This is a genomic window from Pseudomonas sp. PvP028, from assembly GCF_017832255.1.
Classification (GTDB): Bacteria; Pseudomonadota; Gammaproteobacteria; order Pseudomonadales; family Pseudomonadaceae; genus Aquipseudomonas; species Aquipseudomonas syringae.
Genome location: NZ_JAFIBL010000001.1, coordinates 3,627,334 through 3,648,003 on the forward strand (window position 1 = coordinate 3,627,334; position 20,670 = coordinate 3,648,003).

Here is a 20,670-nt window from a genome sequence, read left to right on the forward strand (position 1 = left end):
TAACCAGGCTGATTGATTCGGTATGGACATCAATATATCAGGTTGCGTGCTGCAGCTCGCACGGCGGGGCGGTGGGAGGAATTCGTGGCGACCAGAAACGACAAAGCCCTGAATAATCAGGGCTTTGCGCTGCCAAATATGGCGGAGGCATAGAGATTCGAACTCTAGGACCTGTTACAGTCGGCAGTTTTCAAGACTGCTGCCTTAAACCACTCGGCCATACCTCCACTTCGTTGCGGGCGCCATAATACCGGAATGAAACAAGCTGTCAAACTCTGTGACTAGCCAGTTGCAGCGCCTCTGTTATGATCTTTGCAACTCAACATTTCAACAGCAAGGAGTTTCGCCATGCGCGAACAGGATTACAGCCTTAAAACCGGCATGCAGGCCGACCAGCTCGAGGTTAGTCGTGTCCTGCGCAATACTTATGGTCTTCTCGCCCTGACACTGGCTTTCAGTGGTGTCATGGCCTTTGTCGCTCAGCAGATGCGCGTCGGCTACCCGAACATTTTCGTGGTGCTGATCGGCTTCTACGGTCTGTTCTTCCTGACCAACAAGCTGCGTGATTCGGCCTGGGGCCTGGTGTCGACCTTCGCCCTGACAGGTTTCATGGGCTTTCTGCTGGGTCCGATCCTGAACCGTTACCTGGGCATGGCCGGTGGTGCTGAAGTGGTCAGCTCCGCCTTCGCGATGACGGCTCTGGTATTCGGTGGCCTGTCAGCCTACGTACTGATTACCCGCAAGGACATGAGCTTCCTGGGTGGTTTCATCACCGCAGGTTTCTTCGTACTGCTGGGTGCGGTAGTGGCCGGCATGTTCTTCCAGATCAGCGGTCTGCAACTGGCTATCAGCGCGGGCTTCGTGCTGTTCTCGTCGGTGTGCATTCTGTTCCAGACCAGCGCGATCATTCAGGGTGGTGAGCGTAACTACATCATGGCGACGGTCAGCCTGTATGTATCGATCTACAACCTGTTTATCAGCCTGCTGCAGATCTTCGGCATCATGAGCCGCGACGATTGATTTACCAGGCCTGAATATTCAGGCCGCTGCACTTCAACAAAAGCCCCGACTTGTCGGGGCTTTTTGCGTTTGTGTGGCGGGGAAAAATGTCAGCATTGGCCCATCGCACTGCTGGCGGTGTGCCGTTCCTGGCGGCTGAGTGAGCCGGAGCATTACTCAGAGCATTTGCGGCCAGTCGACCCCGTAAAATTCCTGACCTATCAGTCATATTTATCAAGCTTGCTACAGTCTGTTCAAGCGTTTATCGACTATTTCATCATCACAAAAAATAATATCAGGCGATTCTCCAACGCCTGTAGGCGCTTGCCCATTTAGGGCCACTTGACATCATCGAACAGTGCTGGACACAAGATTTCAGGATGTGTCAGTTTTGTTACGCAATACGATTTTTATGCTTCACAAGGCGAGTGACCGGACTCTCTCGCTACAGGGGAGAGTCCTGTCGTACCTAACCTGTCAAACAGCAAACAAGGAAGTGTCATGACGAAAGTCAAAGAAAATGCTGCAATTCAACTTTCCGCTGCTACCAGCACCTCTTTTGACCAGATCAATGCGTTCGCGCACCAGTATGACCGTGGCGGCAACCTCACGATCAATGGCAAGCCCTCGTATTCGGTCGATCAGGCCGCTGATTATATTCTTCGCGACGACGCCGCCTGGACGGATCGCGATGGCAACGGCACCATCAACCTCACCTACACGTTCCTGACGGCCAAGCCTGCCGGGTTCGACAATTCGCTGGGGACTTTCAGTGCGTTCAACGCGCAGCAGAAAGCACAGGCGGTATTGTCGATGCAATCCTGGGCAGACGTCGCCAAGGTCAGCTTTACCCAGGCGGCTTCCGGCGGCGACGGGCATATGACCTTCGGCAACTACAGCAACGGCAGCGCAGGCGGGGCAGCTTTTGCCTACCTGCCGAGCGGCAACAGCCGTACTGACGGCCAGTCCTGGTACCTTGTCGATAACAGCTACAAGGTCAACACCACCCCGGACAATGGCAATTACGGCCGTCAGACCCTGACCCATGAAATCGGCCATACCCTGGGCCTGTCTCACCCGGGTGACTACAACGCGGGCGAGGGCAATCCGAGCTACAAGGACGCCACCTACGCAGAAGACACCCGTGGCTATAGCGTCATGAGTTACTGGAGTGAGTCCAACACTGACCAGAACTTCGTCAAGGGCGGCGCTCCGTCGTACTCTTCGGCACCGTTGCTGGATGACATCACTGCCGTTCAGCAGCTCTATGGCGCGAACATGAGCACCCGTGCCGGTGATACGGTCTATGGGTTCAACTCCACTGCCGGGCGCGATTTCTACAGCGCCACGTCCGCCTCCTCCAAGGTGGTGTTCTCGGTGTGGGATGGCGGGGGCAAGGATACCCTCGACTTCTCCGGCTTCACCCAAAACCAGAAGATCAACCTCAATGCCGCCTCGTTCTCGGATGTCGGTGGCATGGTGGGCAACGTTTCGATCGCCAAGGGTGTGGTGGTTGAAAACGCGGTGGGCGGTTCGGGCAATGACCTGTTGATCGGCAATGCTGCCGCCAACGACCTCAAGGGTGGTGCCGGCAACGACATCATCTATGGGGGTGGCGGCGCCGACAGCCTGACCGGTGGTGCGGGTGCCGACATCTTCGTGTTTGGCGCCAGCTCCGACTCCAACCGTGCAGGCCAGGATACGATTCGTGATTTCGTCAGCGGTCAGGACAAGATCGACGTGTCGGCCATTTCCACGCTGAGCGCGCTGCAGTTCGTCAACGCGTTCAGCGGCCATGCTGGCGAGGCGATCCTCAACTATAACCAGAGCAGCAATCTGGGCAGTCTGGCGATCGACTTCACCGGGCAGGGCATCGGCGATTTCCTGGTCGGTACCGTAGGTCAGGCAGTCGCTGCTGACATCATCGTTTAACCGGTAAAAATCATGGGCGAGTCGATCGGCCCGCCCATGATCTGGAACGTTCGTCCTTATGAAGCTCAACCGTTTTTTTCAATTCGCTCCAGCCGCTCTTGCGCTGCTGGTGAGCCTTTCTGGAGCATGCATGGCCATGAGTCTGAAACTGCCAAGCCCCGCTGAACTCAGTGGCAAGTGGTACCTGTTTATTCATTCACAGGCTGATCGAGCCTGCGAACTGCAGTTGAACACCGAGGCGCCCCAGCTGGGCGGCGATACCGCCTGCGCCACCAAATGGCTGAACGAAGCACCAGTCGGTTGGTTCCCGACGCCTGACGGTCTCGCCTTGACCGACAAAGAGGGCAATCGACTGATTCATTTCAACCATATGGGAGAGCAGCGCTATGAGGCGCGCCTGCCGAGCGGTCAGGTGCTGAGGCTGGAGCGCGCAGCCGAATAAAGGGTGCCGGCCGTGCACCGAAAAAATGTCCGAAATGAATGTCCCCAAGGATGTCACCCGGCCGCACTCGCGGCTTTCAAGGAAGAACCATGAGTATGTCCTCCCAAGGCAACCCTGCGCCGTTGTACAAAGCGCTGGCTGACTACAAGAGCGCGTTGATTGGTGTCGGTTGCTTTACCGCCCTGATCAACGTGCTGATGCTCGCCCCATCGATTTACATGCTGCAAGTCTATGACCGCGTACTGACCTCACAGAACCAGACCACTCTGGCCATGCTGACGCTGATGGTGGTCGGGTTTTTTGCGTTTATCGGCTTGCTGGAGATGATCCGCAGCTTTGTGGTGATCCGCATCGGCAGCGAGCTGGAGAAGCGTTTCAATCTGCGCGTCTATCAGGCCGCGTTCGAGAGCAACCTGCACGCCGGACAGCGTCAGGCTGGACAGGCGCTGGGTGACCTGACCTTCATCCGCCAGTTTCTCACCGGGCCGGCGCTGTTCGCGTTCTTCGACGCCCCGTGGTTTCCCATCTACCTGGCGGTAATCTTCCTTTTCGACCCCTGGCTAGGCGTGCTGGCCAGTGTGGGGACGGTGTTGCTGGTCGGACTGGCTTGCCTCAACGAATGGCTGACCCGCAAACCGCTGGCCGAAGCCAGCGGCTACTCGCAGCAGTCTGCGCAATTGGCGACCCGGCATCTGCAACAGGCCGAGGCGATCCAGGCGATGGGCATGCTTGAGGTCTTGCGGCGTCGCTGGTTCCATGTGCATGGGCGCTTTCTGGCCCTGCAAAACCGTGCCAGTGACACGGGAGCGGTGATCAGTTCAATCAGCAAGGCTTTACGCCTGTGCCTGCAGTCGCTGGTGCTGGGGTTGGGCGCACTGCTGGTGATAAATGGAGACATGACCGCCGGCATGATGATCGCCGGCTCGATCCTCATGGGTCGGGTTCTGAGCCCCATCGACCAGTTGATCGCCGTCTGGAAACAATGGAGTTCTGCACGCCTGGCCTACGGGCGCCTTGACCAGTTACTCAAGACCTACGCCGAGCCTGCGCCGCGCATGCCGCTGCCGGCACCGCGCGGTCAGATCAGTGCCGAACAGGTCAGCGCGGCGCCTCCAGGCAAAACGTCGCCGACGATTCAGCAAGTGAGCTTCCAGTTGCAAGCCGGTGAAGTGCTCGGCGTGCTGGGCGCATCCGGCTCCGGAAAATCGACCCTGGCACGCGTGCTGGTTGGTGTCTGGCCAGCGCTGGGCGGAACGGTACGTCTGGACGGGGCCGATATGCATCGCTGGGACCGAGAGGCGCTGGGTCCCTATATTGGCTATCTGCCGCAGGACATCGAGCTGTTCGGCGGCAGCGTGGCAGAAAACATCGCGCGCTTTCGCGAGGGCGACGCGAGCGCGGTGGTTGCTGCCGCGCAACTGGCGGGCGTGCACGAATTGATTCTGCGCCTGCCGCAAGGCTACGACACGCGGCTGGGCGATGATGGCGCTGGCTTGTCCGGCGGTCAGAAACAGCGCGTCGCGCTGGCCCGTGCGCTGTATGGCGATCCGCGACTGGTGGTGCTCGATGAGCCCAATTCCAATCTGGATGCCGCGGGTGAAGCGGCGCTGACTCAGGCGATTGCTGAACTCAAGACCCGCGGCTGTACCGTTGTGCTCGTCACCCATCGTACGCAGTCGTTGAACCAGACCGATCGCCTGCTGGTGCTGAGCGAAGGTCGCATGCAGGCATTCGGTGCCACGGCTCAGGTGTTGCAGGCCTTGTCCGGGCAGCCATCGTCAGCGCAAGCAGCGCAAGCGCACCCTCAATCGCAATCTCGCCCGGCAGCCGGGCTTTCCATGAGCCGTCAATACGGCGCGCAGAACAGGCAGTCCGACGTATGAACAGCCCTATCGACACTCATTACGCCGTGCCGGGCAAGGAGCGTGGCGTGCAGTTCTTCGTTCGCGCCGGCTGGATTCTCATGCTGGCGGGGGCGGGCAGTTTTTTTCTGTGGGCCAGTCTTGCCCCTCTGGATCAGGGCATTGCCGTGCAGGGGACGGTGGTGGTCTCTGGCAAACGCAAGGCCGTGCAATCGCTGGATGGCGGCGTGGTCAGCAAAATTCTGGTCAGTGAAGGTCAACTGGTCAAAGAGGGCGAACCGCTGTTTCGCCTTGATCAGACTCAGGTCGAAGCCGACGTGCAATCGCTGCGAGCCCAGTACCGAATGGCCTGGGCCAGCCTGGCGCGCTGGCAGAGCGAGCGCGACAACCTTGACGAGGTGCGTTTTCCCGCAGAACTCATTGCCGCCGGGCAGGGGCAAGACCCCGACCCACGGCTGGCGCTGGTGCTTGAAGGGCAGCGGCAGTTGTTCAGCAGCCGACGCCAGGCCCTGGCGCGCGAGCAGTCCGGTCTGCAGGCGAGCATCGAGGGTGCCGGATTGCAGCTCGCCGGCATGCGCCGTGCACGCTCGGATCTGATGGCTCAGGCTGATTCGCTACGCAAGCAACTGAGTAACCTGGAGCCGCTGGCGCAGAACGGGTTCATTCCCGGCAATCGCCTGCTGGAGTTCCAGCGTCAGCTTTCTCAGGTGCAGCAGAGCCTGGCGCAAAACGCAGGCGAAACCGGACGTATAGAGCAAGGTATCGTCGAGTCGCGCCTGCGCCTTCAGCAGCAGCGCGAGGAGTACCAGAAAGAGGTGCGCAGCCAATGGGCCGATGCCCAGGTCAAGGCGCTTACCCTTGAGCAGCAACTGGCCTCGGCCGGTTTCAGTCTGCAACACAGCGCCATCCTGGCGCCGGCGGATGGCATCGCCGTCAATCTGGGCGTGCACACCGAAGGTGCGGTGGTGCGTGCCGGCGAAACCCTGCTGGAAATCGTCCCACAAGGCACACGGCTTGAAGTTGAAGGGCGGCTGCCAGTGCAACTGATCGACAAGGTCGCTAGCCATTTGCCGGTCGACATTCTGTTTACCGCGTTCAATCAAAGCCGTACGCCGCGGGTTTCCGGCGAGGTGAGCCTGATTTCTGCCGACCAGATGCAGGATGAAAAAACCGGCCAGCCGTATTACGTCCTGCGCACCTCGGTGGGCGACGCGGCGCTGGAAAAACTCAACGGGCTGGTGATCAAACCCGGCATGCCCGCTGAAATGTTCGTGCGCACGGGTGAGCGCTCGCTGCTCAATTATCTGTTCAAACCTTTGCTGGACCGTGCCGGCTCCGCGTTGACGGAGGAATAGGATGTTTCGTCATCCCCTTAAAGCTGCTTTGCTGACGGCCATCCTGATGGGTACTGCACCCTTGAGTCAGGCCATGGGCCCGTTTCAGGTCTATGAACTGGCGCTTCGCAATGACCCGGTTTATCTGGGCGCGCTGAAGGAGCGTGACGCGGGTCTGGAAAACCGGGTGATCGGTCGTGCCGGCTTGTTGCCCCGCGTGTCATACAGCTACAACAAGGGGCGCAACGATTCCAAGGCGACCCTCAAAGGCAGCACTCAAGACACCACTGATCATCGCCACTACAACAGCTTTGGTTCGAGCCTGACGGTTCAGCAGCCATTGATCGATTACGAGGCGTACGCCAATTACCGCAAGGGACTGGCCCAGGCGTTGTTTGCCGACGAGACCTTTCGCAGCAAGAGCCAGGAGTTACTGGTGCGGGTGTTGACCCTGTACACCCAGGCACTCTTCGCCCAGGACCAGATCAATATCGCGCGTGCCAAGCAGCAGGCGTTCGAACGCCAGTTCGCGCAGAATCGGCAGATGTTCGAGCAGGGAGAGGGCACACGCACCGACATTCTCGAAGCGGAGTCGCGCAACGAACTGGCGATTGCCGAGCAGATCGAAGCCAGCGATGAGCAGGACGCGGCCTTGCGCGAGCTGGCCGCGTTGCTGGGCGAGCCGAGTATCGATGTTGCGCAGCTGGAGCCCTTGAGGGACAGCTTTCAGGCGTTGGTCCTCGCACCGTCCAGCTTTACCGAGTGGCATGCGCTGGCGATGGCCAACAGCCCGATCCTGGCTTCGCAGCGTCAGTCCCTGGAAGTGGCGCGATACGAGGTGGAGCGCAATCGCGCGGGGCATCTGCCGACGGTGAATGCCTACGCAAGTATCCGTCAGAACGAATCGGACAGCGGCAACACCTACAATCAGCGTTACGACACCAACACGATAGGCATCGAGCTCAGTCTTCCGCTGTACGCCGGAGGGGGCACCAGCGCCTCGGTGCGCCAGGCCAACAGCAAGCGCGAGCAGGCTGAATACGAGCTGGAGGGCAAGACCCGCGAAACCCTGATCGAGCTGCGTCGCCAGTTCAACGCCTGTGCGTCAGGGGTGAGCAAGTTGCGCGCCTATCAGAAGGCGCTGATCTCGGCGCAGGCACTTGTCGAATCGACCCGCCAGAGCATTCTGGGTGGCGAGCGCATCAGCCTGGATGCCCTCAACGCCGAGCAGCAGCTTTACAGTACTCGTCGCGATCTGGCGAAAGCCCGTTACGACTATTTGATGGCCTGGATCAAGCTGCATTACTACGCCGGCACCTTGCGTGACACCGATCTGGCGCGCATCGACGAGGCTTTCGTGGTGGCGCGCTGATCAGCACTGTCTGGCGAAACGCTGCAGTGAAAAGGCCGAGAGATCCACATCGCTCTCGCCTTCGATACAGCGTTGCGCCAGCGCCAGTCCGAGCCCGGCCGAATGTTTGAAACCGTGGCCGGAACAGGCCGAGACCACCGTCACATTTTTCAGGTGCGGGTGTTCATCGATGATGAAGTGGCAGTCCGGCGTGACCGTGTAAGCGCACACCGAAGACTTGACCACCTTTGGCGTCAGTCCCGCAATCCTGCCCTGCACCTGAGTGCGGAACATTTCCTGTTCTTCCCGCGCGGTAATGGTGCGGTCCAACTGGTCAGCCGCTGACGTCTCAAGGTATTGCTCGGTGGCGACCTTCATGCTGTTTTCACCGGGCAGCGGCGGGAAGCCGTAATTGACATCGGCGTCGCCCGGCCCGTGAATCAGGATGAAGCTTGGCGACGGCGCAGCAAAGGCAGCCTCATGCTGCAACTCGAACCAGAACAGCTTCTGCCGGCACACCCGCAGCAGGTCGCTGAACGGTGCGCCAAGCAAATCGGCCGACCACATGCCCGCGCTGACCACGACCTTGTCGGCGATGATCGAGCCCTTGTCGGTGGTGATTCGTACCTGATCGCCATGCGCCTGCAGTTGCGTGACCGTCTCGTGGGTCAGCAAACGCGCGCCGTGTTGCCTTGCCAGCTTGAGCTGTACGGCGATGCAGCGCTCGGGCCGAACGAATCCGCCCTCTGGTTCGAAATAGCCGATGGCGCTATCCAGCACAGGAGCGAACTGAGGGAAGCGCTCGCGAATCGCTGCGGCCGCCAATACCTCGTGTTTCACCCCATAAGTGCGGGCCAGCGCGATGGTCTGATGGGTAAAGTCGTTGACGTCCTCTGGATCGTAAGCGGGGCTTGAAGTCATCACCAGCACTCCGCACTGCTCGAACAGCGACTCGCCGCTCAATGCTTCAAGTTCGCGCCAGATGCGCTGCGAGCTGCGTACCAGTGACAGGTATTGCGGACCTTCACCGGCCGACAGCCGCGTGATGCGGGTATCGCCGTGACTGGAGCCTTGTGTGTGCGGAGGGGCGTAGCGGTCGATGCCAATCACATCGACTCCGGCCTTTGCCAACTGATAGGCCGTGGCAGCACCCATGGCACCCAGGCCGAGTACGGCCACGTTACAACGCTGTTGCATGGTTGAGGCCTCGATAAATCGTCTATTTCACGCGGGACTGCCTGTCGAATCAACCGCCAAACGTGCATAAGGTTATGTCGGGCGGCCTCGTGGGCCATTACCGATGCCATCACCCCGGAATTCAAGGCCCCCGTCAAAAATTTACGCTTGCACTGCTCAGGGTTTTTAAGGTCCGAATTCGATGAAAAGTTGTCCACGGAAATCGTGGGTATGTCTGTGGGTAACTTTTTGAAACCCTTGTTACACGTGGCTTACAGCTGTGTGGTTATTTTATGAACAGCCCATGTTTTGCACTTCTATGTTGCTGTCATCCGGGTACAAAACCGGTCCGCTATAAGCGACTCCGGGCACAAAAAAGAAATTTTTTCCAAAAAAAAGCGCGACCCTCATCAGGTCGCGCTGCTGTGTTGCGGATGCTGTGTTGCGGATTTAGCCGATGGCGATTACGCGACAGGCTGATCACTCCATTCGCCATTGACCAGACGACGCAGGCCCAACGGGTTGGCGTTCTGCAACGCAGGTGGCAACTGGCTGTCCGCCAGGTTCTGATAGCACACGGGGCGCAGGAAGCGGTCGATGGCGAGGGTGCCCACCGAGGTACCGCGTGCGTCCGAGGTTGCCGGGTATGGGCCACCGTGAACCATGGCCTCGCAGACCTCGACACCGGTCGGGTAGCCGTTGAACAGAATGCGCCCGACTTTCTCTTCGAGAATCGGTTGCAGCCAGTTGTACTGGCTCAAGTCCGCAGGCTCGCCGATCACCGTCGCAGTCAGCTGACCACGCAAGGCTTGCAGCGCGTCTTTCAACTGCGCATCGTCAGCGACTTCGATCAGCAGCGTGGTCGGGCCGAAGACTTCCTCTTGCAGCAATTGATCACCGTTCAGTAACAGGCTGATGTCAGCCTTGAACAACTGCGCCTGAGCCTGCTTGCCTTCCTGTGGCTTGCCGGCCAGATGAGTCACGCCAGGATGCGAAAGCAGATGTTCCACGCCCTTGCTATAACTGCGCAGGCCACCCGCGTTGAGCATGGTCTGCGGAGCCTGACTGCCCATCTGTTCGGTCAGTTGCTCGATGAATGTCGAGAACGCCGGGGAGCGCAGGCCGATGACCACGCCGGGGTTGGTACAGAACTGACCGGCACCCATGACCACCGAGCCGGCAAGCTCCTTGGCCACGGTTTCACCACGTGCCTGCAAGGCGCCTGGCAGCAGCACGACCGGATTAATACTGGACATCTCGGCAAACACCGGAATGGGTTGTGGACGCTCGGCAGCCATTTTGCACAGCGCGTTGCCACCGTTCAGCGAGCCGGTGAAACCAACCGCCTGGATGGCCGGGTGCTTGACCAGGCCTTCACCGACGCCGTTGCCGAAGATCATGTTGAACACGCCTTTGGGCATCTGCGTACGCTCGGCAGCGCGAATGATTGCGCTGGCCACCAGATCGGCAGTCGCCATGTGACCGCTGTGCGCCTTGAATACTACCGGGCAACCGGCGGCCAGTGCTGCTGCGGTATCACCGCCCGCAGTGGAAAACGCCAGCGGGAAGTTGCTTGCCCCGAACACAGCAACCGGGCCCACGCCGATGCGGTACTGGCGCAGGTCGACGCGTGGCAACGGCTTGCGATCCGGCAACGCCAGGTCGATACGTGCACCGACGAAATCACCGCGGCGCAGGACCTTGGAAAACAGACGCATCTGGCCGCTGGTGCGCCCGCGCTCACCCTGAATACGCGCCTGGGGCAGAGCGGTTTCCTGGCAGACGATAGCGACGAAGTCATCGCCAAGCCCGTCGAGTTCATCAGCAATGGCGTCGAGGAAATCCGCGCGACGGGCCGGGCTCAGCTGACGAAATTCCGGGAATGCAGCCTTGGCAGCCAGTGCCGCGGCGTCGATTTCGCCGTCGGTGGCCTGATGAAAGCTGTAAGGCAGCTCTTCACCCGTGGTGGCATCCAGGCTTTTTTGCAGGCTCTGGCCCAAAGCGCTGCGGCCGCCAGCGATGAAGTTCTGGCCGAGAATGTTAGGCATCGGTATCTCCTGTTGTTTTGAGGTTGGAGGTCGGCAGGGAAGGTATCCGGACCGGCGCTCCTTATGGGTTGCCGAGTTGCTTTACAGATTGTCAGTGATGGGGCGTCTAAAAGCAGGCCAGCCATCATTTTTTCAGTTACCAGTGGGCAGTCATCGTACAACCTGATTCGCCGCCTGTGCAACTGTCGACCTTATTTGCCAGGCCGAGTGCCTTTGCTCTTTATAGTGCAAGGGCGCAATCAAGCCTCTATCGTGGCGCGCCTTTATGACCTTTTGAGGTCTTGCAGCGCATCCAGCACCTGACGCAGGGCTTTGCTGACCGGTTTGTCCTGGCGTAAGGCAATTCCCAGTGTGCGAGTCAGCGCTGTTGCCAAGGGCAGCACTTGCAGGCCGCGGCGATGGTGCAGCGCAGCAACGGCCATCCGCGGCACGATGCTGTAGCCCAGGCCTGCAGCGACCATTTCCTTGATCGCTTCAATGCTGCCCAGTTCCATGACCGGTTTTACCCGGATCCCGGCATGCAGGAACCATTCATCGATCAACTGACGCGTGCTGCTGCCGGCTTCGAATACGACCAACGGCTGTGCGCTGAGGCGCTCCGGGGTCATGTGTGCCGGCATCGGTCGCTGGCTGCTGGCGAAAATCGCGACGAACTCATCTTCAAGCAGCGGCGTGATGTGCAGACTGCGGCCAGAGGCGGGCAGGGTGACCAGCGCCAGATCCACGAGGTTTTCTTCGACCGCCTTGAGGATGCCTTCGGTGTTGCCGGTGCTGACGCGCACATCCAGTTCGGGGAAACGCCGACGCAGCGCCTGCAACATGGGCGGCAGCAGATGAATACACGCTGTTGCGCCGGTGCCGATGGCGATTTTGCCGGCAATGCCGCTGGCATGGCTGGACAGCGCCTGCAGGGCGTCTTCGACCACCGCATCGATGCGCGCGATATGCTCCAGCAGTACATTGCCTGCGGAGGTAGGTTTGAGGCGTTTGCCGACCCGTTCGATCAGTTGCAGCTTCAGTTGATCTTCCAGCTGTCGCACCTGCAGGCTGACCGCGGGTTGGGTCAGGTGCAAACGCTCCGCCGCCGCAGAAAAACTGCCATGGGCAATGACCAGCGAAAAGGTGTGCAGGTGATTGAGGTTCAGCCGACGCATGACAAAGTATTTCTTATGCTGTGGATGACAAATCATAGCTTTTTTAATGTCGTGGTGAGCGGCATCATTGCGGCCATTCACAGACATTCGTACAGAGCCTGGACATGACTTCAACCTTTGACCTGCGTGACGCCCGCGACGATGACATGCCCGCTGTACAGGCGATCTACGCTGACCACGTGCTGCACGGGATTTCCAGCTTCGAGCTGGAGCCGCCTGACCTGGCCGAATTGCTGCAGCGTCGTCGTATGGTCCTTGCGAAAGGCTTGCCGTATCTGGTCGCTGAGCGCGGCGGAGAAATTGTCGGCTATGGCTACGTTACGCCGTATCGGCCACGTCCAGGCTACCGCTTTACCGTCGAGGACTCCGTGTACGTGCGCGATGGACTCGGCGGTCAGGGGATCGGCCAGGCGCTGTTGAGTGCCCTGGTGCAGCACTGTGAAGCGGGCGGCTGGCGGCAGATGATTGCGGTAATCGGCAACAGCCAGAATATCGCGTCGTTGCGCCTGCATGAGCGTCTTGGCTTTCGCCGGGTCGGGGTGTTTGAATCGGTCGGTTTCAAGCATGGCCGTTGGGTAGACACGGTGCTGATGCAGCGCATGCTGGGCGAAGGTTGGGGCAGTGTTCCGGTGGAGCGCACCTGACCCTGCCATGGCTCTGCTGTACAAGATGAAATTGTCGAACAATCCGGCTCAATAGCGTTGCCAGCGCTTGCCTGAATCGTTAGGGTACGCGGCTGTTCAAGAAGGAGCCTGATATGACTCGGCATGACCCCACGGAAACGGGCACGGCAGTCACCCGACAGCGACGCGCGCCAAAGGGCGAAAAGCGCCGCGAAGAACTGCTCGATGCGGCCCTGCAAGTGTTTTCCCTTGAAGGCTATACCGGCGCTTCAGTGGCCAAAGTGGCGGCCATCGTCGGTATTTCCGTCGCCGGATTGCTGCACCATTTTCCGAGCAAGATCTCGCTGCTGATGGGCGTGCTGGAGCGACGCGACGAGGTCAACGGCCGAATTGCTGCCGAAGTCCGCACCGATAACACCTTGACCGGTCTGCTCGGCGGCTTGCGCGCGATCAACCGCTCCAACGCCACGGCACCCGGCGTGGTACGCGCGTTTTCGATCCTCAATGCGGAAAGTCTGCTGGAAAACCAGCCTGCCTATGAATGGTTCCAGACGCGCTACGAGCGTATTCACGCGCACTTGCTGGGACAGTTTTCGGCCTTGGTGGAGCGCGGGGAGGTACGTGCGGATGTGGATCTGGACAAGATTATCCGGCAGCTTCTGGCGATGATGGATGGCTTGCAGATTCAGTGGTTACGCTTTCCCGATCAGGTGGATCTGGTCGAGTGTTTCGATACCTACATTGCGCAGGTCGATGCAGCGGTAAGGGCTCGTCCTTGAGCCTTTATTTGTCCGTTTACCTTTCAGTCAGCTAACGCTTACTCAACGGTCTGCTTGAATACACCGCCGGTCTTGACCGGTGGTTTCTCGACCAGAACCGAGTTCAGAGCGGAGCGTGGCAGCGGGTTGCTGGTGGTGGTCGACAGTTCCTGACGGAACGAGTTGACCAGCTTGGCGTTCAGGCGGATGTCCTGCGACGACGAACCGAGCGAGATGTTGAAGGTGTCGGCATCGACCACCCACTGCTTGCTCTTCTCATCGAAGTAGGCCAGCGAGCGATCATTCAGCTCAATGGTCACACGCTTGCTTTCACCCGGCTTGAGGAACACCTTCTTGTAGCCTTTGAGTTCCTTGATCGGACGCTCGACTTTCGGGTTCTGCTGGCCCACGTACAGCTGGGCGACTTCCGAACCACCGACCTTGCCGGTGTTGCTCAGGTCGAAGGACACCTTGATCGGCGTGTTGCCGACCGCGACGCCTGGCGTCACCTTGATGTTGCTGTAGCCGAACGTGGTGTACGACATACCGTAACCGAACGGGTAGAGCGGCTTGATGCCTTTCTTCTCGTATCCGCGATAACCCAGCAGCAGGTCATCCTTGTAATCCATGTCGGTCAGAGTGTTCTGATTGTCGAATTTCGGGAAGGAAGCGTAAGCCGGGTTGTCTTCGATGTTGCGTTCGATACTGATCGGCAGTTTGCCCGACGGGTTGACCTTGCCGAACAGGATCTCGGCCAGGGCCTGACCACCGTTCTGACCTGGGTAGAAGGCGTGCAGCGCTGCTGGAACCTGTTCGATCCAGTCGCTCATCTTCAGACCCGTACCGCCATACATGGTCACCACGGTATTGGGGTTGACCTTGGCGATGTTCTGGATCAGCTCGTTCTGGAACTCAGGCAGATCGAAGCTGTGGTCGAAACCTTCACCTTCGTATTCGTTGCTGTTACCTACGGCAACCACGACGGCGTCATAGCCGGACAGGTCCTGAGGAGCGTTCAGCGAGGCGGAGCTCAACTGCACACCTACCAGGCCGCCCATGGTCGACAGGTAGCCGGCACGACGCGAGTACTCGAGCTTCACGTCGTAAGACTGGCCCGCTTCCAGGTTGATCTTGGCGAACTCTGGAATGGTAGGCGGAATGCTGTTGCCCGGAAGCGGCTTGCCGTCACCGTTGTCGATGATTTTCTTGCCGTTGACCCACAGACGCACGGCGCCGTCGGCACGCACCTTGAACACTTGCTCGCCGCTCTGGGTCGGGGTGACCTTGCCGGTGTAGCGAATCGAAGTGGACGATGTATCGCCATTCAACTGGCCAGCGGTCGAGCCTTTGGTGGTGTACGGATCGGACGTCGAAGTGTTGCTTTCGAACGGCAGGTTCTTGTCGTTGGCCCAGTCCAAGTCAACGTGCTTCTCGGTGCGGGTGACAGCGGCATCGCCAGACCAGTTGGTGTTGCTGAAGTACTCGGCCTTCATGCCTTGGACTTCATTGCCAGTTGCGTCGGTGGTGGTCCAGGCACTGGTGCTTGGGTCCAGCGACAGGCCTTCGATGAAGTCGACCTTGGCGTTAGGCGCGATTTGCTGCAGACCGCTCAATTCGCTGACGTAATGGCTGGCCATGACGTTGGCGCTGCCGAAACCGGTCGGTGGCGAGTACTTGGCCAGGGTGCCGACAACGGCGATTTTCTTGACTTTCTGCTTGTCCAGCGGCAGCAGGTTGTCCTGGTTTTTCAGCAATACGATACCTTCACGCGCAGCGTTCAGAGCAACCTTGTTGCTGGTCGAGCTGTTCATGTTGTGCGTGGTCAGCGGCGTCTTGCTGTCGAACTTGTACAGGTAGATCTGCTTGAGAATACGACGGACCTTGTCGTCGATGGTCGCAGCGCTCAGGTCGCCGGCGTCCAGATGCGGCTTCAGCACGGAGCTGTTCATCTGGTAGCCCATCATGTCCAGATCGGTACCGGCGCGGGCAGCGTTGAAACCGTGAACGACAGCGTTGTAGTCGCTCTGTACGAAGCCTTTGAAGCCCCATTCCTTCTTCAGGATCTGGGCGATCAGGTGCTCGCTTTCGCAGGCGAACTCACCGTTCACTTTCTGGAAAGCGCACATCATCATCGCCACGTTGCCGTTTTTCGACGACGATTCGAACGCAGGCAGCGACATTTCGCGCAGCACGCGCTCTGGCATTGTCTGGTTCAGATTGAAGCGGTTGCTTTCCTGATCGTTAGCCGCGTAGTGCTTGGCGTTGGCCCATACACCACGAGACTGGATACCGTTGATGACACCTGGTGCCAGGCTGGCGCCGAGGAACGGGTCTTCACCGGAGAGGTATTCGAACGCACGGCCGCCGAACGGCATGCGGTACAGGTTGACGCCGGGGCCAGTGATGAACTGGTAGCCGCCGACGGCAGTGTCATAGCCCAGCGCACGGCCGAGGTCGATGGCACGACGCGGGTTGAAGGTGGCGGCCAGGTTAGGGCCGGACGGGTAGACAACACCCTGATCGTTGCCTTCGCTGGTGTAGCGCACGCCCACACCGCCGTCAGCGCCATGGATCTGCGGGACGCCGTAGTTGGTCAGTGGTTTGACGTCCCAGCCGCCGGTGCCGCCAATGTAGGCCAGCTTTTCTTCCATGGTCATCTTGGCCAGGGTTTTCTGTGCGGCTTTTTCGGCGCGATCTTCACGCCCTTGTTGTACGGTAGGGTCAGCGGCGTGCACCTGGGATACTGCCAATGCCAGCAAGGCCAGCGCCGAGTGCGCGCCTATCATCTTTCGCTTGTTCATATTGCTCTCCAACTGCGTTTCAAATAACTGTCTGCCTGCGCACGTGCGCAGGATAAATGCGTTCTTATTTACTGCTTTCGGCCAACTTTTCTTTGGGCAACAGTTTCCCGTCGTCGCGTTTATTCCCTGTTTCAAGGGCGCGAGGTAGGACTCCTTAGTTACCGTATTAGTTTTGTATGGCGTTTCTTTTTTTACTTGCCGAGCGCTATCAAATTGACATCGCGTGATGGCGTTTTGAATCTACAAAACGATACAATTAAGTATAAAACAAGGCATAAATGTCAAATAAAAGCGTATTTTTCTTTGATTTGGTAATTTTTCTTTACATCTGAGGAACTCTTGTTAAACCTACTGGTCGATGGGTTTAAGATTTTTCAGGATGAAGAAAGACGGCTCGCAAGTTGCGACATATGCGGTGCGCTAGTGCTTGACCGGTTTCTACAACTGCCCCGCTTTTTTGCGGGGCTCTTTTTGTTTTTTGAGGAGTTACTACGATGAAATTTTCCATGATGAGTGCCGGTGTGGTGTTAGGTCTTGCCCTGAGTGGTGCAGCCTTTGCCGACGACGCGACGGATGCAGATGCAACTTCCGGCGCCAGCGACGAGACCGTGATGACCCAGACTCAGGACGCCAAGGCGGCTCAGAAAGCGCAAAACCAGAAGACCGAAACGACAAAAGGCGGTCGCCCGCAGAACGCAACCCCTCAAAAGCAGTCAAACTGATCGTTTGAAGCCTTTGAGCGCAGCACTCTCCGGTCGGAGAGTGCTGTAATATGTCCCTCCGAAGTAGCAAAATGCCCTCATTCATGCCGTCAGCTCCCGTCGAAGTTTCCCGTCTGCTCATTCCGGATGCCCAGCAGGTTTGCGCCTGGCTGATCGAAAATGCCGGTCTGAAAACGGCCGATCTGGAGCGCGCGCAGCGCTTGCAGCAGGAGTCGGAAGGCACTGAGTTGCTCGGGCTGCTGACGCGTCTGGGACTGGTTTCCGAATTCGAACTGGCCCGCGCATGGGCGGCCTTGCTGCAGGCACCTTTGTTGCTCGCCGACGCTGTGCCACCGCTGCTGGATCCTTTGCCGCCACTGACCGAACGCTTCATGCGTCACTATCAAGTCGTGCCGGTAGGCTGGAGCGATCAAGGCCTGCAAGTGCTCAGCGCCAACCCCGCCACGGCGTATCCGTTTCAGGCCATCGCCTATGCCTGCGCGGTACCGGTGCGACTGTCCATCGGCCCACGCAACGAGGTCGAGACCCTTATCGAGCGTTATTATGGTCAGGGCCGCTCTGCAATGGGCACCCTGATCGAGAACCTGGATGAGGAGGGCGGCTCGCTGGAAGACATCGAGCATCTCAAGGACCTGGCCTCCGAAGCGCCGGTCATTCGTCTGGTCAACCTGATCCTGCAGCGCGCGGTCGAACAGCGTGCGTCAGACATTCATATCGAGCCCTTCGAGAGCCAGTTGAAGGTGCGCTATCGCATCGACGGTGTTTTGCACGAAGCCGAAGCACCGCCGTCCAGCTCTTCGGCGGCGGTGATTTCCAGGGTGAAGATCATGGCGCGGCTGGACATCGCCGAGCGGCGTCTGCCGCAGGATGGCCGGATCATGCTGCGCATCCAGGGCAAGGAGCTGGACCTGCGGGTATCGACAGTGCCCACCAGCTTTGGCGAATCGGTGGTCATGCGTCTGCTGGACCGACAGACCATCAACTTCGATTTCCCGAGCCTGGGTTTCGATGGCGAACGGCTGGACGAATTTCTCGACGTGCTGGAGCGTCCGCACGGCATTCTGCTGGTTACCGGGCCGACCGGTTCCGGCAAGACCACCACGCTGTATACCGCGCTGTCACGGCTCAATACGGCCGAGCGCAAGATCATCACCGTTGAAGATCCGGTCGAGTATCAGCTCGAAGGTATCAACCAGATTCAGGTCAAGCCTTCCATCGGCCTGGATTTCGCCGGAGCGCTGCGCTCCATCGTGCGTCAGGACCCGGATGTCATCATGATCGGTGAGATGCGCGACCTGGAAACCTGCCGTATTGCCATCCAGTCCTCGTTGACCGGTCACCTGGTGCTCTCGACCCTGCACACCAACAGCGCGGCGGCGAGTATTACCCGCTTGCTGGACATGGGCGTCGAAAGCTACCTGATCGCTTCGACGGTCAACGGAATTCTGGCTCAGCGCCTGGTCCGTCGCCTCGATCCGGCAACCCGTGAAGCCTTCGATGCGCCACCGGAGCTGATCGCCGAACACGGGCTGGAGCGTTTCACTGACGAGCGGCCCATCCGTCTGTATCGTCCGCGTGCCGATGCGCCCGGCGGCGGCTATCGCGGGCGCAGTGCAATCACCGAACTGCTGGTGATGAACGAAGAGCTGCGCAGTCTTTTGATGCGTCACGCCGACGCCTCGACGCTGGAAGAGGCTGCCCGACGTGGCGGCTTGCGCACACTGCATGAAGAAGGCCTGCGTCAGGCCGTTGCAGGGGTGACTTCGCTGGAAGAGGTGCTGCGCGTCACCCGTGGTGAAGGCACATGAGCCTGTTCAAGTACCGCGCGCTGGATGCTCAGGGTGCGCCGCAGAATGGCACGCTGGAGGCCCGCGATCAGGACGCCGCCATTGCCGCGTTGCAGAAGCGTGGCCTGATGGTTTTGCAGGTCGATGCTGCCGGTCTGGGCGGTTTGCGTCGTGCGCTGGGCAGCGGTTTGCTCAATGGCGCGGCGCTGGTCAGCTTCACCCAGCAGCTCGCAACGTTGCTCGGCGCAGGCCAACCGTTGGAACGATCGCTTGGAATTCTGCTCAAACAGCCTGGACAACCGCAGACCAAAGCGTTGATCGAGCGCATCCGCGAACAGGTCAAGGCAGGCAAGCCGCTGTCCGTGGCGCTTGAAGAAGAGGGCAGCCAGTTTTCGCCCCTCTATATAAGCATGGTCCGCGCCGGTGAAGCCGGTGGCGCACTGGAAAGTACGCTGCGCCAGCTGAGCGATTACCTGGAGCGCAGCCAGTTGCTGCGTGGCGAGGTGATCAACGCGCTGATCTATCCGGCCTTCCTGGTGGTAGGCGTGTTGGGTTCCCTGGCGCTGTTGCTGGCCTACGTCGTGCCGCAATTCGTACCGATCTTCAAGGATCTCGGCGTGCCGATTCCGTTGATCACCGAGGTTATTCTCAACCTCGGAGAGTTTTTGAGCGACTACGGGCTGGCGGTGCTGGCGGGCCTGATCGCGTTGATCTGGGGAATGGCCATTCGCATGCGCGACCCGCAGCGTCGCGAGCGCCGTGATCGCCGTTTGCTGGGCATCCGGGTGATCGGTCCTTTATTGCAGCGCATTGAGGCAGCACGTCTGACTCGAACCCTCGGGACGCTTTTGACCAATGGAGTGGCGTTGTTGCAGGCGCTGGTGATCGCTCGCCAGGTCTGTACCAATCGTGCCCTGCAGGCGCAGGTCGAGCAGGCGGCCGAGTCGGTCAAGGGTGGCGGTACGCTGGCCAGCGCATTTGGCGCGCAACCGCTGTTGCCGGATCTGGCGCTGCAAATGATCGAGGTCGGCGAACAGGCTGGCGAACTGGACACCATGCTGATGAAGGTCGCCGATGTGTTCGACGTCGAGGCCAAGCGCGGTATCGACCGCATGCTGGCCGCACTCGTACCGGCGCTGACGGTGGTGATGGCGGGCATGGTCGCGGTGATCATGCTGGCCATCATGCTGCCGCTGATGAGCCTGACCAGCAATATCTGAATTCATGAAACAGGAAACCATTCCGATGACTTTTAGCCGTACACGTTTCAAACCCGCACGTCGACAGGGCGGCTTCACATTGCTGGAAATGCTCGCCGTTATCGTATTGCTGGGCATCGTTGCGACCATCGTCGTGCGTCAGGTGGGCGGCAACGTCGACAAGGGCAAGTACGGGGCAGGCAAGGCTCAACTGGCCAGCCTGGGCATGAAGATTGAAAGCTACGCGCTGGACGTCGGTTCGCCACCCAAGACCTTGCAGCAATTGACCGAGAAGCCGGGTAATGCATCGAACTGGAACGGCCCTTACGCCAAGCCTTCGGACCTCAAGGATCCGTTCGGCCACGCATTCGGCTACCGCTTCCCTGGTCAGCACGGCAGCTTCGACCTGATCTTCTACGGCCAGGACGGTCAGCCGGGCGGCGAAGGGTACAGCGCCGACCTGGGCAACTGGGAGTAACGTT

At 59.4% G+C, this 20,670-nt stretch carries 16 protein-coding genes and 1 tRNA gene; 12 read left to right on the forward strand and 5 right to left on the reverse strand.

What is annotated here, in order from left to right; genetic code table 11:
• Positions 1–139: 139 nt before the first annotated feature.
• A tRNA-Ser gene (locus JOE34_RS16155) sits at positions 140–227 on the reverse strand.
• Positions 228–348: 121 nt separating this feature from the next.
• Between JOE34_RS16155 and JOE34_RS16160 the strand changes: the two genes are divergently transcribed.
• The 6 genes from JOE34_RS16160 (at position 349) to JOE34_RS16185 (ending at position 7,941) form a co-directional block, all read left to right on the forward strand.
• Positions 349–1,020 carry a Bax inhibitor-1/YccA family protein gene (locus JOE34_RS16160; protein WP_010425505.1) on the forward strand — a complete coding sequence of 224 codons (672 nt, stop codon included), beginning with the start codon at positions 349–351 and terminating at the stop codon, positions 1,018–1,020.
• 480 nt (positions 1,021–1,500) lie between these two features.
• Positions 1,501–2,931 carry a serralysin family metalloprotease gene (locus JOE34_RS16165; protein WP_003411605.1) on the forward strand — a complete coding sequence of 477 codons (1,431 nt, stop codon included), beginning with the start codon at positions 1,501–1,503 and terminating at the stop codon, positions 2,929–2,931.
• A 58-nt stretch (positions 2,932–2,989) separates the two neighbouring features.
• The gene (locus tag JOE34_RS16170) at positions 2,990–3,373 is read left to right on the forward strand and encodes a protease inhibitor Inh/omp19 family protein (RefSeq protein WP_209996061.1); all 384 of its coding nucleotides are present in this window, start codon (positions 2,990–2,992) and stop codon (positions 3,371–3,373) included.
• Between the two features lie 89 nt (positions 3,374–3,462).
• Positions 3,463–5,256 carry a type I secretion system permease/ATPase gene (locus tag JOE34_RS16175; RefSeq protein WP_209996063.1) on the forward strand — a complete coding sequence of 598 codons (1,794 nt, stop codon included), beginning with the start codon at positions 3,463–3,465 and terminating at the stop codon, positions 5,254–5,256.
• Positions 5,253–6,590, forward strand: a complete 1,338-nt coding sequence (locus JOE34_RS16180) for an HlyD family type I secretion periplasmic adaptor subunit (RefSeq protein ID WP_004417301.1) — start codon at positions 5,253–5,255, stop codon at positions 6,588–6,590. Before JOE34_RS16175 ends, JOE34_RS16180 begins: the two co-directional genes overlap by 4 nt.
• 1 nt (position 6,591) lies before the next feature.
• On the forward strand, positions 6,592–7,941 hold the full coding sequence (locus JOE34_RS16185) for a TolC family outer membrane protein (protein ID WP_209996072.1): 1,350 nt from the start codon (positions 6,592–6,594) through the stop codon (positions 7,939–7,941).
• On the opposite strand, the gene solA is transcribed toward JOE34_RS16185, so the two are convergent.
• The 3 genes from solA to JOE34_RS16200 all read right to left on the reverse strand — a co-directional run bounded on the left by solA (position 7,942) and on the right by JOE34_RS16200 (position 12,298).
• A complete protein-coding gene (solA, locus tag JOE34_RS16190) occupies positions 7,942–9,117 on the reverse strand; it encodes an N-methyl-L-tryptophan oxidase (RefSeq protein ID WP_209996074.1) in 1,176 nt (391 codons plus the stop codon). It lies immediately after the preceding gene.
• Between the two features lie 443 nt (positions 9,118–9,560).
• Positions 9,561–11,144 carry an aldehyde dehydrogenase (NADP(+)) gene (locus JOE34_RS16195; RefSeq protein WP_209996082.1) on the reverse strand — a complete coding sequence of 528 codons (1,584 nt, stop codon included), beginning with the start codon at positions 11,142–11,144 and terminating at the stop codon, positions 9,561–9,563.
• A 263-nt stretch (positions 11,145–11,407) separates the two neighbouring features.
• Complete coding sequence (locus tag JOE34_RS16200) at positions 11,408–12,298, reverse strand: LysR family transcriptional regulator (protein WP_017278754.1); 891 nt, start codon at positions 12,296–12,298, stop codon at positions 11,408–11,410.
• 104 nt (positions 12,299–12,402) lie between these two features.
• Here JOE34_RS16200 and JOE34_RS16205 point away from each other — a divergent pair, with 104 nt between their 5' ends.
• Together JOE34_RS16205 and JOE34_RS16210 are read left to right on the forward strand one after the other, a co-directional pair.
• A complete protein-coding gene (locus tag JOE34_RS16205; RefSeq protein WP_003395744.1) occupies positions 12,403–12,942 on the forward strand; it encodes a GNAT family N-acetyltransferase in 540 nt (179 codons plus the stop codon).
• Between the two features lie 113 nt (positions 12,943–13,055).
• Entirely contained in the window at positions 13,056–13,700 is a 645-nt protein-coding gene (locus JOE34_RS16210) for a TetR/AcrR family transcriptional regulator (RefSeq protein WP_003343422.1), read from the forward strand.
• Positions 13,701–13,738: 38 nt separating this feature from the next.
• On the opposite strand, the gene JOE34_RS16215 is transcribed toward JOE34_RS16210, so the two are convergent.
• Positions 13,739–16,480, reverse strand: coding sequence for a glycoside hydrolase family 3 C-terminal domain-containing protein (locus tag JOE34_RS16215; protein ID WP_024648643.1), 2,742 nt, complete (start codon positions 16,478–16,480; stop codon positions 13,739–13,741).
• A 494-nt stretch (positions 16,481–16,974) separates the two neighbouring features.
• On the opposite strand from JOE34_RS16215, the gene JOE34_RS16220 reads away from it, so the two are divergent.
• From JOE34_RS16220 to gspG, 4 genes are all read left to right on the forward strand, one after another.
• Entirely contained in the window at positions 16,975–17,202 is a 228-nt protein-coding gene (locus JOE34_RS16220) for a hypothetical protein (RefSeq protein ID WP_017278752.1), read from the forward strand.
• Positions 17,203–17,285: 83 nt separating this feature from the next.
• A complete protein-coding gene (gspE, locus tag JOE34_RS16225) occupies positions 17,286–19,010 on the forward strand; it encodes a type II secretion system ATPase GspE (protein ID WP_046266438.1) in 1,725 nt (574 codons plus the stop codon).
• The gene (gene gspF / locus JOE34_RS16230) at positions 19,007–20,209 is read left to right on the forward strand and encodes a type II secretion system inner membrane protein GspF (RefSeq protein WP_003417566.1); all 1,203 of its coding nucleotides are present in this window, start codon (positions 19,007–19,009) and stop codon (positions 20,207–20,209) included. Before gspE ends, gspF begins: the two co-directional genes overlap by 4 nt.
• A gap of 25 nt (positions 20,210–20,234) precedes the next feature.
• Entirely contained in the window at positions 20,235–20,666 is a 432-nt protein-coding gene (gene gspG, locus JOE34_RS16235) for a type II secretion system major pseudopilin GspG (protein WP_003317918.1), read from the forward strand.
• The last annotated feature ends 4 nt before the right edge of the window (positions 20,667–20,670 follow it).

What these genes read in the sequence shown, in the direction of transcription:
- JOE34_RS16180 (WP_004417301.1), top strand. Translation starts at nt 5,253, where the DNA reads ATGAACAGCCCTATCGACACTCATTACGCCGTGCCGGGCAAGGAGCGT.
- solA (WP_209996074.1), bottom strand. Translation starts at nt 9,117, where the DNA reads ATGCAACAGCGTTGTAACGTGGCCGTACTCGGCCTGGGTGCCATGGGT.
- JOE34_RS16170 (WP_209996061.1), top strand. Translation starts at nt 2,990, where the DNA reads ATGAAGCTCAACCGTTTTTTTCAATTCGCTCCAGCCGCTCTTGCGCTG.
- JOE34_RS16210 (WP_003343422.1), top strand. Translation starts at nt 13,056, where the DNA reads ATGACTCGGCATGACCCCACGGAAACGGGCACGGCAGTCACCCGACAG.
- JOE34_RS16205 (WP_003395744.1), top strand. Translation starts at nt 12,403, where the DNA reads ATGACTTCAACCTTTGACCTGCGTGACGCCCGCGACGATGACATGCCC.
- JOE34_RS16195 (WP_209996082.1), bottom strand. Translation starts at nt 11,144, where the DNA reads ATGCCTAACATTCTCGGCCAGAACTTCATCGCTGGCGGCCGCAGCGCT.
- JOE34_RS16185 (WP_209996072.1), top strand. Translation starts at nt 6,592, where the DNA reads ATGTTTCGTCATCCCCTTAAAGCTGCTTTGCTGACGGCCATCCTGATG.
- JOE34_RS16220 (WP_017278752.1), top strand. Translation starts at nt 16,975, where the DNA reads ATGAAATTTTCCATGATGAGTGCCGGTGTGGTGTTAGGTCTTGCCCTG.
- JOE34_RS16200 (WP_017278754.1), bottom strand. Translation starts at nt 12,298, where the DNA reads ATGCGTCGGCTGAACCTCAATCACCTGCACACCTTTTCGCTGGTCATT.
- JOE34_RS16160 (WP_010425505.1), top strand. Translation starts at nt 349, where the DNA reads ATGCGCGAACAGGATTACAGCCTTAAAACCGGCATGCAGGCCGACCAG.
- JOE34_RS16165 (WP_003411605.1), top strand. Translation starts at nt 1,501, where the DNA reads ATGACGAAAGTCAAAGAAAATGCTGCAATTCAACTTTCCGCTGCTACC.
- gspG (WP_003317918.1), top strand. Translation starts at nt 20,235, where the DNA reads ATGACTTTTAGCCGTACACGTTTCAAACCCGCACGTCGACAGGGCGGC.
- gspF (WP_003417566.1), top strand. Translation starts at nt 19,007, where the DNA reads ATGAGCCTGTTCAAGTACCGCGCGCTGGATGCTCAGGGTGCGCCGCAG.
- JOE34_RS16215 (WP_024648643.1), bottom strand. Translation starts at nt 16,480, where the DNA reads ATGAACAAGCGAAAGATGATAGGCGCGCACTCGGCGCTGGCCTTGCTG.
- JOE34_RS16175 (WP_209996063.1), top strand. Translation starts at nt 3,463, where the DNA reads ATGAGTATGTCCTCCCAAGGCAACCCTGCGCCGTTGTACAAAGCGCTG.
- gspE (WP_046266438.1), top strand. Translation starts at nt 17,286, where the DNA reads ATGCCGTCAGCTCCCGTCGAAGTTTCCCGTCTGCTCATTCCGGATGCC.